The sequence below is a fragment of the Duganella sp. Leaf61 genome, assembly GCF_001421905.1.
GTDB classification, from domain to species: domain Bacteria; phylum Pseudomonadota; class Gammaproteobacteria; order Burkholderiales; family Burkholderiaceae_D; genus Rugamonas; species Rugamonas zoogloeoides.
This window is the reverse complement of record NZ_LMLM01000029.1, coordinates 511,508-526,970: the sequence shown is the minus strand read 5'-3', so window position 1 is coordinate 526,970 and position 15,463 is coordinate 511,508. Positions and strand designations below refer to the sequence as shown.

12 protein-coding genes and 3 pseudogenes are annotated in these 15,463 nt (G+C 64.1%); 8 read left to right on the top strand and 7 right to left on the bottom strand.

The genetic code is table 11. From position 1 onward, the window contains the following. Nucleotides 1-303: pseudogene (locus tag ASF04_RS26990) on the top strand (zinc-binding dehydrogenase); the annotation flags it as partial. Between the two features lie 129 nt (nt 304-432). Beyond that, a pseudogene (locus tag ASF04_RS26985) lies at nt 433-747 on the top strand (S-(hydroxymethyl)glutathione dehydrogenase); the annotation flags it as partial. Here the strand turns inward: ASF04_RS26985 and ASF04_RS28320 are convergent. The 3 genes and pseudogenes from ASF04_RS28320 to ASF04_RS20305 form a co-directional block, all read right to left on the bottom strand. Beyond that, nucleotides 744-863: pseudogene (locus ASF04_RS28320) on the bottom strand (endoribonuclease L-PSP); the annotation flags it as partial. The pseudogenes ASF04_RS26985 and ASF04_RS28320 sit on opposite strands and share 4 nt — an antisense overlap. Before the next feature lie 27 nt (nt 864-890). Further along, nucleotides 891-1,589: a hypothetical protein gene (locus tag ASF04_RS27625; protein ID WP_156368717.1), complete on the bottom strand. Its 699-nt coding sequence runs from the start codon at nt 1,587-1,589 to the stop codon at nt 891-893. Nucleotides 1,590-1,655: 66 nt separating this feature from the next. Next, nucleotides 1,656-3,026, bottom strand: a complete 1,371-nt coding sequence (locus tag ASF04_RS20305; RefSeq protein ID WP_056145833.1) for an acetylxylan esterase — start codon at nt 3,024-3,026, stop codon at nt 1,656-1,658. A 184-nt stretch (nt 3,027-3,210) separates the two neighbouring features. On the opposite strand from ASF04_RS20305, the gene ASF04_RS20300 reads away from it, so the two are divergent. The 4 genes from ASF04_RS20300 (at nt 3,211) to ASF04_RS20285 (ending at nt 8,468) form a co-directional block, all read left to right on the top strand. After that, nucleotides 3,211-4,011: an ATP-binding cassette domain-containing protein gene (locus ASF04_RS20300; RefSeq protein ID WP_200931123.1), complete on the top strand. Its 801-nt coding sequence runs from the start codon at nt 3,211-3,213 to the stop codon at nt 4,009-4,011. Between the two features lie 14 nt (nt 4,012-4,025). After that, nucleotides 4,026-5,450, top strand: a complete 1,425-nt coding sequence (locus tag ASF04_RS20295) for a DUF3526 domain-containing protein (protein WP_156368716.1) — start codon at nt 4,026-4,028, stop codon at nt 5,448-5,450. After that, nucleotides 5,447-6,823, top strand: coding sequence for a DUF3526 domain-containing protein (locus tag ASF04_RS20290; protein WP_056145830.1), 1,377 nt, complete (start codon nt 5,447-5,449; stop codon nt 6,821-6,823). Before ASF04_RS20295 ends, ASF04_RS20290 begins: the two co-directional genes overlap by 4 nt. Before the next feature lie 64 nt (nt 6,824-6,887). Continuing rightward, nucleotides 6,888-8,468 carry an aminotransferase class V-fold PLP-dependent enzyme gene (locus ASF04_RS20285; protein ID WP_056145827.1) on the top strand — a complete coding sequence of 527 codons (1,581 nt, stop codon included), beginning with the start codon at nt 6,888-6,890 and terminating at the stop codon, nt 8,466-8,468. A 1-nt stretch (nt 8,469) separates the two neighbouring features. Here ASF04_RS20285 and ASF04_RS20280 read toward each other — a convergent pair whose 3' ends face one another. Continuing rightward, complete coding sequence (locus ASF04_RS20280; RefSeq protein WP_056145823.1) at nt 8,470-9,240, bottom strand: OBAP family protein; 771 nt, start codon at nt 9,238-9,240, stop codon at nt 8,470-8,472. Nucleotides 9,241-9,426: 186 nt separating this feature from the next. Between ASF04_RS20280 and ASF04_RS20275 the strand changes: the two genes are divergently transcribed. Continuing rightward, complete coding sequence (locus tag ASF04_RS20275) at nt 9,427-11,697, top strand: bifunctional diguanylate cyclase/phosphodiesterase (RefSeq protein WP_056145822.1); 2,271 nt, start codon at nt 9,427-9,429, stop codon at nt 11,695-11,697. A 116-nt stretch (nt 11,698-11,813) separates the two neighbouring features. Here the strand turns inward: ASF04_RS20275 and ASF04_RS20270 are convergent, their stop codons facing one another. Continuing rightward, complete coding sequence (locus ASF04_RS20270; RefSeq protein ID WP_056145820.1) at nt 11,814-12,542, bottom strand: carbon-nitrogen hydrolase family protein; 729 nt, start codon at nt 12,540-12,542, stop codon at nt 11,814-11,816. 76 nt (nt 12,543-12,618) lie between these two features. After that, on the bottom strand, nt 12,619-13,509 hold the full coding sequence (locus ASF04_RS20265; protein WP_156368715.1) for a hypothetical protein: 891 nt from the start codon (nt 13,507-13,509) through the stop codon (nt 12,619-12,621). Between the two features lie 66 nt (nt 13,510-13,575). On the opposite strand from ASF04_RS20265, the gene ASF04_RS28815 reads away from it, so the two are divergent. Beyond that, entirely contained in the window at nt 13,576-14,394 is an 819-nt protein-coding gene (locus ASF04_RS28815) for a HipA domain-containing protein (RefSeq protein ID WP_373922149.1), read from the top strand. On the opposite strand, the gene ASF04_RS20255 is transcribed toward ASF04_RS28815, so the two are convergent. After that, entirely contained in the window at nt 14,391-15,362 is a 972-nt protein-coding gene (locus tag ASF04_RS20255; RefSeq protein WP_056145815.1) for a YihY/virulence factor BrkB family protein, read from the bottom strand. The two genes, ASF04_RS28815 and ASF04_RS20255, sit on opposite strands and share 4 nt — an antisense overlap. Nucleotides 15,363-15,463: the final 101 nt, after the last annotated feature.

Sequence of the window (15,463 nt, the reverse complement as noted above, 5' to 3'; positions counted from 1 at the left end):
GGCCTGAACGTGATCCAGGCGGCCAAGATGGTTGGCGCCGATAAAATCATCGGTGTCGATATCAACCCGAACCGCCAGGAGATGGCGCGCAAGTTCGGCATGACCCATTTCATCAACCCGAAAGACACGCCGAACGTGGTTGACCACATCGCGCAACTGACTGACGGCGGCGCGGACTACAGCTTCGAGTGCGTGGGCAACACGCAACTGATGCGCGAGGCGCTCGAGTGCACCCACAAGGGTTGGGGCCAGTCGTTCATCATCGGCGTGGCGGCGGCGGGCCAGGAGATTTCCACCCGGCCGTTCCAGCTGGTGTGTCCTGCAGGCTGTCTTCGCCCGACAGGCACGCGCGTTCGGCAAGCGGCCTGGGGCAGCGAAGGCCTGGCGGCGCTGGCCCAGGCGCTCCACCTCGGCCACGCACCGCAGCTGGTNAACACGCAACTGATGCGCGAGGCGCTCGAGTGCACCCACAAGGGTTGGGGCCAGTCGTTCATCATCGGCGTGGCGGCGGCGGGCCAGGAGATTTCCACCCGGCCGTTCCAGTTGGTGACGGGCCGCGAGTGGAAAGGTTCCGCTTTTGGTGGCGCCCGTGGCCGTACCGACGTACCGAAGATCGTCGACTGGTACATGGACGGCAAGCTCAATATCGACGACCTGATCACCCATCGCCTGCCGCTCGAGCGTATCAACGAGGGCTTCGACTTGATGAAGTCCGGCGAGTCGATCCGCTCGGTCGTGCTGTATTAACCGGCCACGGGTAGCTGCGCGATCACCTTGATCTCGAACTGAAACCCGTACAACCACGTCACACCCACGCCCGTCAGGGGCGGGTGTGGCGCCTCGCCCCAGTACTCCGGTACCCTTCTCGAAATTCTCTTCCACACAAACGTTTATTCAATGCACGAATTAAGTGTGTGTTGTCGAAAAAAATCAAACCACCTGTTGGATTTTTTGATCAGACGCTCCACCTCCAACCAATTCATAAAAGACTTTCCCAACTTATCTTTTCTGGAAAAATTATCATTCTCCCCCGAATAATCCACTTCGTATTCACAAAAAATTATTCCAGGCGTACCAACTAACCACTGGCCACCAAACTCTTTTCCCGCATCCATATCAAAAGGAAAAACAAGAGGATAATTTGCCGATACATAAAAACCACTTCTGAACCTGCACCTGGCCGAGTAGCTCTCAGATGGACTCATTGCACTATCAAAGTTTGAAAAAATAAGGTTCTGCTCATCTGTCGTTCGATATTTGACAAAAGCCAGATAATTCTTTCCGGGAGAAAATAAACCAACTCTTGATGGCATAAAAAAATTAAAATTATCGGAACCACCCTTGAATGACTGAATGACTTTTGCACCATACAGAAACCCGCAAGCAGGCTTTTCCTTTAAAGCTTCATCCAGAACAGGAGAAATTGAGGTAACCTGTATTTTTGCCACAATCGATGATTCCGTCACAGCCTGCCTCAGTGTGGACAGGCCGGATACTAAATGGATCTGTATCAAATCTTCAGCATGAGATTGAAAAGACAGAAACAAAAACGCGGCCAGATAAAGACTCTTGGCGCTGACCCTTACCATTTCTTTCCCCCATTAATTTTGTTAGTCGCATTTGTGTCGAACTTTATTGTTCGACTAAAGTAACACCTACGGCTTTGCCCCAACCTGTTGCGCCAGCCAGCGCTCGATGGTGGCTCGATGCTCCGGCGTAGTCAAGTGTACCTGCTGCGGATCGAGCACCAGTTCCCTCGGCGCGGTGATCACGTTGAATACCGCCAGTGTTGAGGTGGGCGGCGTCACCATGTCGTTGAACCCTGCGTAGTACAGCACCGGCGCGCGCAGGCGGCGGGCGAAGTTGACGGTGTCGTAGTAGGCGCTGGTCGTCACCTTGGCGTCCACCGGCTGGTCCTGCACGCGGCCCTGGGCATCTTGCCGGAACAGGCCGGGCCAGCCGCCCGCGCGCCCGTGCAAGTAGCCGGTGACATCGCTGTAGGCCGGGTACGACGCGACGGTGGCGGTCACGCGCGCATCGAGCGCGCTGGCCATGATGGCCAGCTGGCCGCCCTGGCTGCCACCTTGCGCCACCAGGTTCCTGGCGTCCCACTTCGGGTGCTGAGCCAGGTAATCGAGCGCGCGCAAAGCGCCCAGGTACACGCGGCGATAATAATAGATGTTGGGATTGTCGAGGTTGTAGCGGTTGTAGCTTTCCAGCGCGCCCAAGTTGAGCTGCTCGTACAATTCGTCGGGCAGGTTGACGGGAATGCCGTGGATGCCGACTTGCAGCGTGATGTAACCCTTGGCCGCCATCTCCGGCGTGCCCTTGTAGCCGCGCACCCCGGCGCCCGGCACTTGCAGCACCGCCGGATACGGCCCGGCGCCGCGCGGCACCGACAGCACGCCATAGATGCGCGTCGGGCGCCCGCCCGGCAGCTGCGCCACGTTCTGGAAAGTCATGTACGACACTTCCACCTGATCGTTGGACAGTGCCGGCGCCGGCGTGAGCGTGAATTGCGGCGCGACGGCGGCCAGCGCGCGCTTCTGCGCCTGCCAGAACTGGTCGAAGTCCGCCGGCTCCTTTTGCACCGGCACGATGTTCTGCGGACTGAACGCGGCCGTGGCCCGGCCTTCCTGTACCTTGTCCTGCACCGTGGCCTTGACCAGCAGCCGCACGAAACCCGGTTGCGCGAGCGCCGGTGCGGGCAGGCTCAAACCCTGTTCCGGCACGGTCGCCGTACGCTCGGCGCCTTCCAGCATATCCGGCCCCAGGCGATAGGTAATGGCGACGCCTTCGGCCGGGTAGGGCGCGAGATTGAATTTGACGCGGAACGTCGCAGCCTGCCCGACCGCGTAAGTCCAGTCCGCGCGGTCGAGACTCACTTGCAGCACCGCGTCGGACGGGGCCACGGCGACCGTGCCGATTTTGGCGGGGGTACCGGCCAACGCCGGCATGGACATGGTCAGGTGGGCAAGTGCCAGCAACGTGGCGGCGAGGGGCTTGGTAAAGGTCTGAGGTTTCATGCCGAAATAGTAGCGGGTGATCGCACGATGCTTGCCGGGGCGACGATAACAATCACCACTTTGAGCGCAACCCGGTACATCTTTGGACTGGCATAACGATGCACTAATGAGATACTATTCTCATTAATAAACGCAACCATGTTGCGATTGCCGTGTTTCTACCCCATCCGACCAGGAGAATTGCTTGACCATCGACAGTCTTCACCCGCCCGCGCAGGGCATGCAACCGGGCGGCCGCCCCGTGCTTGACGCCACCGCTGTGGTGGCCGGTTATGGCGGCAAGATCATTTTGCAGCAGCTCGATTTGCAGGTGCGCGCCGGCGAGATCTATGCGCTGCTGGGCGCTAATGGCGCCGGCAAGACTACCAGCGTCAGCCTGTTCCTTGGTTTTGTCGCGCCAACTGCCGGCACGGTCAAGGTGAATGGCTTCGATCCCGTGAGCGAACCGGCGCAGGCGCGCCGCCACCTCGCTTATATCCCGGAGAACGTCGCCCTGTACGAACATTTGAGCGCGCGCGAAAACGTCGGCTACCTGCTGCACCTGGCCGGCCAGCACGAAGACGCTGCTGCCATCGACCAGGCCCTGGGCGCTGCCGGCCTCGATGCGGCCACGTTCGACCGCCGCGTGGCCGGTTTCTCGAAGGGCATGCGGCAGAAGGTGGCGATCGCGCTGGCCCTGGCGCGCAAGGTGCCGGCGCTGCTGCTCGACGAACCCACGTCCGGCCTCGATCCGCAAGCCACCTCCGAATTCAACCGCCTGCTCGGCGTGTTGCGCGCGCAGGGCGTGGCGATCCTGATGGTGACCCACGACCTGCTCAGCGCCGCCGACGTGGCCGACCGCATCGGCTTCCTGGAGGCGGGCCGCCTGCGCGAAGAGGTGGCCGCCACCGGCGCCGACCGCTTCGACGTGCGCGCGCTGCACCGGCGCTATGCAGCCCAAGCTGCACCGGCGGCACCAGCGGCGCAATCCGGCCAGGCAGCGTGACCATGGCCGCTTCCATGATCAAACGTATCGCCTTCGAGGAATGGCGCGCACTGGCGCGCGACCGCGCCGCCGTGATCGGCCTGCTGCTGTTGACGGTGCTGATGCTGGTGGCCGCGCTCACCGCGTACGAACAGCAGCGCGGCGCCAATGCCGAACGGGCGCGTTACCAGGCGCAGTCGAACCACGAATTCCAGGCCCAGCCCGACCGCCACCCCCACCGCATGATCCACTACGGCCATTTCCTGTTCCGGCCCGTGAACCCGTTGGCGGCATTCGATCCGGGCATCGACGGCTACACCGGCAGCACGCTGTTTGTCGAAGGGCACCAGCAAAACAGCGCCAACTTCGGTGACGTGCGCCAGACCTCCTTGCTGCTGCGCTTCGGCCAGTTGACGCCAGCTTTCGTGCTGCAAGTACTGGCGCCGCTGCTGCTGGTATTCTTCGGCCACGCGGCCGTGGCGCGCGAGCGCGAATCGGGCACCTTGCGGGTGCTGCTGGCGCAGGGCGTGGCCAGCCGCCAGCTGGTGCTGGGCAAGTTGCTGGCGTTGTGCGGCTTTACCGCATTGATGCTGCTGCCGGCGCTGGCCGGCCTGGCCTGGATGGCGGCCAGCGGCCACGCGCCGTGGCTACCGGTGCTGCTGCTGGCCGCCGGCTATACCGGCTGGCTGCTGCTGTGGTCCGTGGGCGTGGTGCTGGTCTCGACCTTGTTTGCGCGTGGCCGCGATGCCTTGCTGGTGTTGCTGGCCGTGTGGACGGTGGCGGTGATCCTGCTGCCGCGCTGGATTCCTGATCTGGCCAGCAACGCCGTGGCGCTGCCCACGCGTTACGAAAACGTCATCAACGTCCAGCGCGACTACCTGGCGCTGGGCGACTCGCACAACCCGCAGGATCCCAAGTTCGCCGCCTTCCGCGACGGTCTGCTCAAGCAATACAACGTCACCCGCGTGGAAGACCTGCCGGTCAACCTGAAAGGGCTGGTGAGCATGGAAGGCGAACGCCGCTCGACGGAACTGTTCAACCGTTACGCTGCCGCCGGCATGGACCGCCAGCAGGCGCAGAGCCGCCTGATCGATCACGCTGGCTGGCTCAGTCCCGCGCTGGCGCTGCGGCGCCTGTCGATGACAGCCTCCGGCACCGACCTGGCCAGCTTCCGCAGCTTCCTCGAGCAGGGCGAAGCCTATCGCTACGCGCTGATCCAGGGTCTGAATAAACTGCATGCTGAAGAAGTGCACTACGCCGACGACGGCAAGGCCGGCAAGGAAAACCGCATCTCGAACAGCCACTGGCAGGGCTTCCCGCCATTCCACTACCGCCAGGCGCAGGTCGATGAAATCCTGTTGCGCGCGGCGCCTGCCGGCGCCGCTCTGATCCTGTGGATACTGGCCCTGACGGGGCTGACCTGGTGGCTGGGCGGCCGTTTGGGGAGGGCCGTGCGATGAATTTCTCCAGACATTGGCTCACTTTCGAATGGCGCCTGATCGCGCGCTCCCGCCTGTCGGTAGTGGCCTTGCTGCTGTTGCTGGTGTTATCCACGCTCTCGGTGTGGTCCGGCGTGCAGGAAGTGGCGCGCCAGCGCGACACCATCGCCCAGCTGGCGGCCTTGCAGGCACAGGACGCCGCCGTGGCGACCACGCGCAATGCCACCGGTGGCAACGCCGGCAGCGCCGCCTACTATACCTTCCACCACACCTGGGACGCGCCGACGGACGCCGCCTTCCTGGCGCTGGGGCTGCGCGACGTGGCGCCGTACGCGCTGCGCATCCGCGCGCTCGGCCTGCAGGCGCAGCTCTACGAAGGCGAGACCTTCAACCCCGAGGTGGCGCTGCCGGGCAGGTTCGACTTTGCCTTCGTGCTGATTTACCTCTCGCCGCTGTTCGTGATCGCGCTGCTGCACGACTTGGTCTCGAGCGAGCGGCAGTCGGGCCGGCTGCGCATGCTGGCGGCCATGCCCGATGGCGGCCGCCTGTGGCGCCGCCGGGTGGCGCTGCGCTTCGCGCTGCTGCTGGTTTGCCTGGTCATGCCGGTGCTGGCTGGCGCCGGGTGGACCGGGCTTGACATGGGGGCAACCGTCATCGTGCTGGCGGTGGCGGCCAGCTACCTGGCGTTCTGGATCGGCGTGTCGCTGCTGGTCGGGGCGTACGGCCGGCGCTCGGTCACCAATGCCACCGCGTTGATGGGCATGTGGGCGGTGCTCACGCTGGTGTTGCCTACGCTGGCCAACGTGGCGCTCACCCGCGCCATTCCCGTGCACCAGGGCGTGGACCTGATGCTGGCGCAGCGCCAGGTGGTGCACGGCGCCTGGGAAGTGCCGCGCGACGAGACCATGCGCAAGTTTTATCTCGGCCACCCGCAATGGCAGCACAGCGCGCCGCTGCCGGAAGGATTCCACTGGAAGTGGTATTTCGCCTTCCACCAGCTGGGCGACGAGAGCGTGGCCGGGCTGGTGCAGCAGTACCGCGCCGGGCTGCTGGCGCGCCAGGCCTGGACCGACCGCCTGGGCTGGTTGCTGCCTGGCGTCGGTGTGCAGGCGGTGCTGCACCGGCTGGCCGCCACCGACCTGCCGGCGCAACTGGCGTACCAGCAGCGCATCAGCAGCTTCCACGAGGCGCTGCGCAATTTCTATTATGGCTACCTGTTTACCGACCTGCCGTTCGGACCGGCGCAGGCGGCCCACCAGCCGGTATTCGCGCCGCTGCCAGGCGCGGCGCCGGCCCCGTGGCGCGCGGCGGCAGCGGTGTGCCTGCTGGCCTGGCTGGTATTTGCAGCCGGTGCGTGGCGGCTGGTGCGCATAAAAGGCGGTGGCGAACGCTGATCTGAAGCACTTTTTTGCCACTTTGTTTTATACTGCCACCCCGCATTGGGTTGAAGGGTAGCAGATGAGTGACAGCGACTTGCGCGAATTGCTGAATCGGCATTTCGCGGTCGAACAGGTGAATGCGGACGTGCTGCAGCAAATGGCAGACATGGTGCGCGACTGGCTGACGCCCGAGGGCAAGTCGCCGTATCCGGTCACGCCCATCGACCAGTTGCTGCCGCTGTTCGCCGAGCTGGCGCCGCCGCAGGATGGCATGGCGCCTGCCCACGTGCTGGAAGAACTGCAACGCAAGCTGCTGCCCCATACCGCGCGCCTGAACCACCCCAAGTTCATCGGCCACATGACCCAGGCGCTGCCCTGGATGACGGTGCTGGTGGAAGCGCTCACCGCCGCCCTGAACCAGAACCAGGTCAAGATCGAAACCGCCTATGCCTCCACGCTGGTGGAAAAACAGGTGCTCGGCTGGATGCACCGCATGGTCTATCGCGCGCCTGACGCCCTGTACGCGGACGCCATGCGCGCCAAAAACCACGCGCTGGGCAATATCGTCAATGGCGGCACCATGGGCAACCTGACCGCGCTGGCGGTGGCGCTCGAGCGTACGCTGCCCGGCGTGCGCAAGCATGGCATTTACGCGGCGATGCAGCAGTCCGGCCATCGCGGCCTGGCGGTGATCGCCTCGGCGCGCGCCCACTATTCGCTGAAAAAGGCGCTCGGCACGCTGGGCCTGGGCGAGGACGCGCTGCACCGCATCCCGGTCGATGACGACAACCGCATCGACCTGGCCGCTCTCGAAGACACCATTGCCGCGCTCAAGCGCGATCGCATCCGCATCGTTGCCATCGTCGGCATTGCCGGCACCACCGAGACCGGCGCCATCGATCCGCTGGCGCAACTGGCTGCCATCGCGCAGCGCGAACAGGCCTGGTTCCACGTCGATGCCGCCTGGGGCGGGGCGCTGCTGATGGCCGAGCGTTTCCGGCCGCTGTATGCGGGCATCGAAGCGGCCGATTCGGTGGTGATCGACGGCCATAAACTGTTCTGGGTGCCGATGGCGCAGGGCATGGTGCTGTTCCGCGACCCGGCCAGCCTCGACCTGCTCAAGCACAACGCCAACTACATCATCCGCAGCAATTCGGGCGACCTCGGACAGACTTCGCTGGAAGGGTCGCGCCGTTTCGATGCATTGAAGCTGTGGGTGTCGTTCAAGCTGCTGGGGGAGGACGGATATGCCGCATTGCTGGGGCACGCCGCCAGCCTGGCTGCTGCAATGCGCGGGCTGATCGCCGCCCAGCCCGACTTCGAACTGACCAGCAATTCGGACAATTTCATCCTGACATACCGCTACCTGCCGCCGGCAATGGGGCAGCGCCTGGCGCAATTGCTGGCCGCCGGCCGCGTCGATGAGGCGACCATCGTCAACCGCCAGGTCAACGAGCTCAATGCGCGCTTGCAGGAGCGGCAAAAGGCCAATGGCCACAGCTTTGTATCGCGCACGGTGCTCGAACGCGCGCCGTTTGCCGATGGCATCACGGTGCTGCGCGTGGTGCTCAGCAATGTCCATACCACGCCGGCGCACCTGCGCGAAATCATCGCCGAGCAGCGCCAATTGGGCACGGCGCTACTGGCTACGGCGTGCTGAACTAATCCGATTTGCCGACGCTGCCACTATCGACCACGCCCGGGATGCCGCTGGTGGGACGCGCAAACTGACCTTGCATGGCATCGACTCCGGTTTGCGGCCGCGCCAGCTCGCGCAATTCTTTGCGCTCGCTACGGATGTGGCTGGTATCCACGTCCAGGCGGCGGTCGAGCTGCTCCACCAGCCCGGGCCTGGCTTCGCCGTCGCGATTGAACGACCAGGCCAGCATCGGCTCGCCGAACGGCAGTGTGTCGTTGTGTTCGCCATGATGGCCCGTGTTCCAGATGTGCCAGGTTTTGCCATAGCTGTTCATCTTCGAGCGCATCAGCGATTTTTCCGCCGCAGCCGGCAGTCCTGGCGCGATCAGCTGGCCGCTGAGGATTTCACCATTGTGCGGGTGCCAGTACTTGCGCTCTGCTGCCGGCAGCGTGGCAAACAGTTTCTCCGAGATGATGTATTCGACCCCGTGCAGATTGGCGCTGCGGCTGCTGCCGTCGAATAATACACATTGGGCGAAGTCTTCGTTCTGCTGCTGGCAGTAATGGTGCGCTTCGATCTGGTTTTCCGGCATGTCGCGCATCGGGTGGAATCCCACCAAGTAAATATGGAAGCCCGGCAGCGGACCATTGCCCTGCAAGACTTTGGCCCCCAATTCGAGCGCGCGAGTGTGGGCCGACTTGTCGGCGCCCGGTGGGGCCGTCGGCTGGGCTTGGCAGTTCAGGACTGAGGCAGCGAGGGCGCAGCCGGTCAGGCGCGTGATGAGCTGGTACATGGCTGGTCTCCTTGGCTGAGAAAAGAGGGGCCTGCAAGTCTAGTCACAGCCAGCCGACAATGTCGCCCGCATGGCGCATGGCCGATGCCGTGATTGAAATCCTTCTTTTAAGAAATAAAAGTGGCGCTCAATTCTTAGACTGATTTACAATCGTCCGCGCTAATCACCACGCAAGTCGACGCCCAGATGAACGTAGATTCACAGGTTTTTATTCTTTTTTCGCTCGGGGTCGATCTCGTCCTGTGCATGGTGCTGGTGTTTTTGTGGTGGCGCCACAACGATGAAAAGCACGCGCTGGCCTGGGCCATTGGCCAGTTTGCGCTCTCGTTCGGCATCGTATGCTGGAGCCTCGGCCCCCAGTACCTGCCCAAGACAGCACTGGCCGCGCTCACGCTGACGGTCAGCGTGGCCGGTTTCTGGGCCGGTACCGAAGCCTTCCTTGGAAAATTGAACCCGGCGCGGCTGCTGCGCGCGGCCGCTGTGTCCGTCGGACTCGGTTTTGCCTGCTATGGCGTTTTTATCGCCATCGGTGTTCCCCGCTCGATTGCATCGGTGACTGCAGTTACCTATGGCCTCACATTCCTGTGGATCGGCTGGCGCCTGTTGAGCCAGCGTTCCGGCTACCGCTTGCTGGCGGTGGTGTTCTTGCTGCGTGGCGTGTTCAACCTGGCCAATGGCATGCACCTGGTGCCGACACTGTTCGAGCTGTGGCTGATCTGGTCGTTCCTGGTCAAGTCGGTCTCGATGCTGTGCCTGATCCACGCGGTGCAGGACAAGATCCAGCGGCGCTACACCCACGCCATCGACAGCCTGGGCAAAGGCTTCCTGGTCTATGACCGCGACGGCGTGATCCGTACCGCCAATGAACGCTGCGTGCAGTTGCTGGGCGCGCCCGGCATGCGGCAACTGGTCGGCAGCAATATCGGCGACTGGATGACGGGCGTCACCCGCACCACGGTGGCCGGCCATTTCCAGCGCTTTGCCAGCGCCGCCACCTATCCCTACGTGGAGACCACGGTATTTCGCCACGGCACCGAAGTCGAGCTGCCGGTGGAGCTGATCGCCTCGCCGCACTACGAGCGCGGCCAGCTGTTGTGCATGATGCTGGTGATGGACATCACCGACCGCAAGAAAAAGGACGACCAGCTCTACCGCGCCGCCCACTACGACAATGTCACCGGCACCCTCAACCGCCATGGCCTGGGCATCGAACTGGACCAGGCGCTGGCCCGCGCCCGCGACGCCGGCCAGCAGTGCGCGGTGCTGTTCATCGACGTCGACAAGTTCAAACGCATCAACGATTCGTTCGGCCACGCCACCGGCGACCAGTTGCTGCGCCAACTGGCGGCGCGGCTGCGCAGTTGCGTGGGCGACGGCGATTTGCTGGGCCGTTTCGGCGGCGATGAATTCGTGGTGGTGCTGCCGGGACTGGCCACCGGCATGGCGCCGGTGCAGGCCGCTGCCTGTGGCGAGCGGGTACTGCGCGCGCTGGGTGACAGCTTCGACCTGGCGCCGCACGCCATCACGGTCTCGGCCAGCATCGGCGTGGCCTGCCAGGGCAGCGACGGCGACGAGGCCGATACCCTGGTGCGCAACGCCGACATCGCCATGCACGACGTCAAGAAGTCGGGCCGGGGCGCGCTGCGTTTCTTCGACGCCGGCATGAGCGCCTACGCGCGCGAAGCGCTGGTGATCGACGGTGCGCTGCGCGGGGCGATTGCCGCCAGTGAGCTGCGGCTGGTCTATCAGCCGATCGTCGATGCCCGCACCGGCCGCATGGACAAGGTGGAAGCCCTGCTGCGCTGGCAGAGCGCGACCCTCGGCCACGTGGGGCCCGACCGCTTCATCCCGGTGGCCGAGGACAGCGGCTTGGTCATCGATCTCGGTGCCTGGGTGCTGGCCGAGGCGTGCCGCCAGCTGGGCGCGTGGCGCGACCAATTGCCGCACCTGTCGGTCAGCATCAATGTCTCGGCCCGCCAGTTGCTCGATCCGGCGTTCCTGGTGCTGGTGGAGCAGGCGCTGGCCGAGCACGGCCTGGCGCCGCAGCGGCTGGAACTGGAGCTGACCGAGCGGGTACTGATCGGTAACGGCGAACAGGTACGTGCGGCGCTGGGGCGACTGCGCGAGCTGGGCGTGAGCATTTCGCTCGACGATTTCGGCACTGGTTATTCGTCGCTCAGCTATCTGACCCAGTTCGAGATCAACACCCTCAAGATCGACCGCAGTTTTGTTACCGGCATGGTGGACAGCCCGCGCAGCCACGCGCTGGTGGCAACCATCGTCGCCATGGGGCAGAGCCTGGGCCTGCAACTGGTGGCCGAGGGCGTGGAAACCGCCGGCCAGGCCGACGCGCTCGACGCGATGGGCTGCCACTACCTGCAGGGTTACCATATCTCGCGGCCGGTGGCAGCCGACGACCTGCTGCGGTTCGCGGCGCTGCGCCGTGAGAGCGACTGATAATAACAGTCCGCGATGGCACTGGCAGCCGGTTTGGCGGCAGTCCTCGTCATCCGCGTTGGGGGTAAGGGAGGGGACGGGGAAGGGGGGGCGCCGCCATCGTAACGCACAACGAGCTATAACGCGACCAATTCACCTGAGCCGGTTATAAAATTATAAATCAGCAGTGCCTCGCCGGTCGCCTCTGCGCTAATGACCAGTTCACCGGCCGTATTCCAGATACCCGATTGTCCGGCGCCCACGAAGTTATCGGCCGGGCCCACGCAATTGGCCATGAATACCGTCATCGCGTGCTGCCTGGCGATAGCCGGATAATGGGCATACGCGGCAGCCACGCCACGTGCTGACTTGGCGACGCTGGTGAAATAAATGTGCGCGCCCGCGTCTGCCGCCTGCTGTGCATGGTTCGGTTGCAATGACTCGTAGCAGATGGCCGGCGCCAATACCTGGTCCCCGCAAGAGAATAGCTGCTGCCGCGCGCCCGGAATGAAAAATGGCAGTTCATCGGCATGCAATAGCTGCTTGGCATAGACGCGGCGCGTCACGCCGGGTTGAAAGGCGATCATGCCGATCTCGATGCCGTCGTTGCCGCGCATGGGCGCACCGACGGCAATCAGCATGCCGAGGCAGTCGCTCAGGCGCTGAAATTCATCGAGGCGCCGGTCGGACGGCTGCATCGCCAGCGTTTCGGCCAGCCCGGGCTCATAGCCGGTCAGCGACAGTTCCGGAAAATAGATGCCGTTGGCGCCGTGGTGGGCAGCGCGTACTACCAATTGCACGTGCTTGACCATATTTTTATCGATATCGCCAGCCATCGGCGCGATTTGTGCAGCGGCGAGCTTCATAAGTAGTCCTTTGTATCCGGTTCGGCGACGTTGCTGCCGCGCGGGCCATGCATCCCGCTGTAGGCGTGGAAATGGATCACGGTGCGACGCTTGAAGATTGTGCCAGCTTCCAGCGCCGGCTCGGATAATCGATGATAATCACCCGGTCGCCCAGCGGCTTCAAACCGAGCACGCCGATCAGCCGCACCGGCGCGTCGAACCCCTGGTTCACGCAATACGCGGCCATTACCGCGCCCACCGGGACGGCACCCACGATAAAGTCGCCAGCGGCCCCGGTCTCGTAGCAATCGACGTCGCGGCCCCAGCTCTTGACCGAGTATTTGCGCACCTTGTCGCTGGCCTGCAGCGGCGCGTTGCCGGTGAGCGCGGCCCATTCTGCGGCCCTGGTGGCGGTGAGGCCGAAGCGGGAGGCGCCAGTGTCGAGCAGGGCGTAGCCGGGTGGACGGCCATGCTGCGCGACCTCGACCAGCGGATGGCCGCCGGTGCCGGTCCAGCGCGCATAGAACAGCGGCTGGGCGCTGGCGTCGTTCGCCAGCAGCGCTTGCGGCGCGTAGGCCAGGCGGGCGCCGCCCAGGTCGAGCGTGAGCGTGCCCTGCTCGAAAAAGGCGTTGCCCAGGCTGGCGATCACGGTCTGCTTGCAGAGCGCGGTGCTCAGCCGCGCCAGGATGGCCGGTTCGGCACTGGCATATGCGCGGGCGCCCGCAATTTCCACCAGCACCTTGCGTGCTTCGGCAGCTGCCGGCGCCTGGGTGCCATCCGGCTGCGCGTGCCAGATCACGCCGCCATTGGCGCCTGTATCGAGCTGGGCGTAGCAGTCGACGCCGTCGATGGTGACCGGCAGCACCACGCCCAGCCGCTCCACCGGCCCGCCTTGCAGGCTGCCCATTTGCCAGTGGAATGCTTGCCAATCGGTGGCGCGGGCGGGCAGTAGCAGGCAGGACAGCAGCAGGGGAAGAGCTAGGCGCATAAACGGGATCTTCAGACAAAGAACGATGTTAGCAGCTATTGATCTCGGCCGCCCAATGCGGCCGCCTTGTCGGCCGCACTGCCAGTGAGCCTCACGCTCGACACATTGCCCGGCTGGCCTGCCTTCCTGGTTTATCTCGATCACACGTTGCCGGACCACGAGGCCGACGAACATTTCATCGTCAAGTTCGGCCGCGGCGACGATCCGCGCCTGGCCGATATCCTGAGGCTGGAAGCGCCGTACATGCAGTTGGCCGCCATGCTGGGCCTGAATGTGCACCGGCCGTTGACGCTGGTGGATCGGGCACTGTTCATTCCGCGCTTCGACCGTGCGGTAGCCGATGGCATCGTGCTGCGCTACGGCCAGGAAAGCGTGGCGGCGTTTTGCGAACTGACCGGATTCGGTGTGGCGCCCACCCATAACGAGGTGTGCCGCCGGCTGGGACTGTGGGCCACCGACCCGCTGGCGGACGTCATCGAATCTGCTGGCCCGGGTGTACCAGGCCGCACTGGACCTTGGCATCGACGAGCAGACTTTTCTGAAGCCGATCGAAAAATCGCTGCTGCAAGTGCGTGCGCAGCTGGAGGCGTTGTAATGGACAAGCGCTACCTTCCGCACAGCCCTTCCGAGCAACTGGCGCAGCGGCGCGCGCTGGCTGCGGAACTGGCGCAGCAGCCGGCCATGCCGATCCCGGACGTGCTGCGCAAAACCCGCACTGCCTTGCGCCTGACGATTGCCGAATACGCCGGCCTGTGCGGCGTCTCGAGCCGCACGCTGGCCGATATCGAACGCGGGCACACCAGTCCCACCCTGTCCACCGTGGAAAAGCTGCTACGTCCGGTGGGGTTGACGGTGGGGGCGGTGACCGCGCCTAAAAATCTTTAACGCACGCCCGAACCGCCATCCTTGCCTGGCCCGCCGTCGATGCGGCGGCTGCCCAGCGTGGTCGCGTATTCGTGGGTGAACAGGGCGCCGAAAAAGAAGATCTGCGCCGAATAATAAATCCACGTGATCAGCGCGACGATGGAGCCGGCCGCGCCGTACGAGCTGCTGAAGTCGCCGTGGCCGAGATACAGGCCGATCAACACTTTACCGACCAAAAACAGCAGCGCGGTCAGGATGGCGCCGACGACCACGTCGCCCCAGGCGATGCGGGTGGCGGGCAGGTACTTGTACACGAACGCGAACACCACGGTGACGATGATCATCGACAGCGCCGAAAACGCGTACTGCAAGATCTTGCCCGGATTGGTGGGATCGGCCCAGCTACTCTGGAATGCCGCCAGGCCGGCATTGATCGACAGCGACATCATCAGCATCAGCGCCAGCACCATCAACAGGCCAAAGGACAGGAAGCGCTCGCGGATGAACAGCCACACGCCCGAGCCTTGCGACGGTGGAATCTGCCACAGCTCGTCCAGGCTTTCCTTGAGTTCCGCAAACGCGCTGGTGGCCGTGACCAGCACGATCACGCCGGAGATGATGCTGGCCGCCAGGCTGCCATCGGCCTGGCGCGCGCCGGCAATGATCACCTTTAGTGCCTCGCTGCCCTGGGTGCCCGTCAGGCCGCCCAGTTCCGTCAGCAATGCGGTGCGCACCACGTCTTCGTCAAAAAACAGGCTGGCTAGGGCGACAACGAGCATCAGCATCGGCGCCAGCGAAAACAGCACGTACAAGGTGAGCGCGGCGCCCTTGCTGGCGGCGCGGCGGTCGAGCCAGGCCATGGCCGCCGACTTGGCCATCTGCGCGACCGCGTACAGCCACGCAGACAGGCCACCCTGCTTGACACGCAGGGCGATCTGGCGGCGGTTGCGGGCGACGGGGTCATCCTGATCGATGGTGGTAGTAGTCATGGATTTAACAATTGGTGGCAATAAGCGCATCGTCGCCGCCAGCGCATTCTGTGGTCGGTGCGCACGCGCACGGAAGCGGGAAGGGCGGTACAGCACACTGA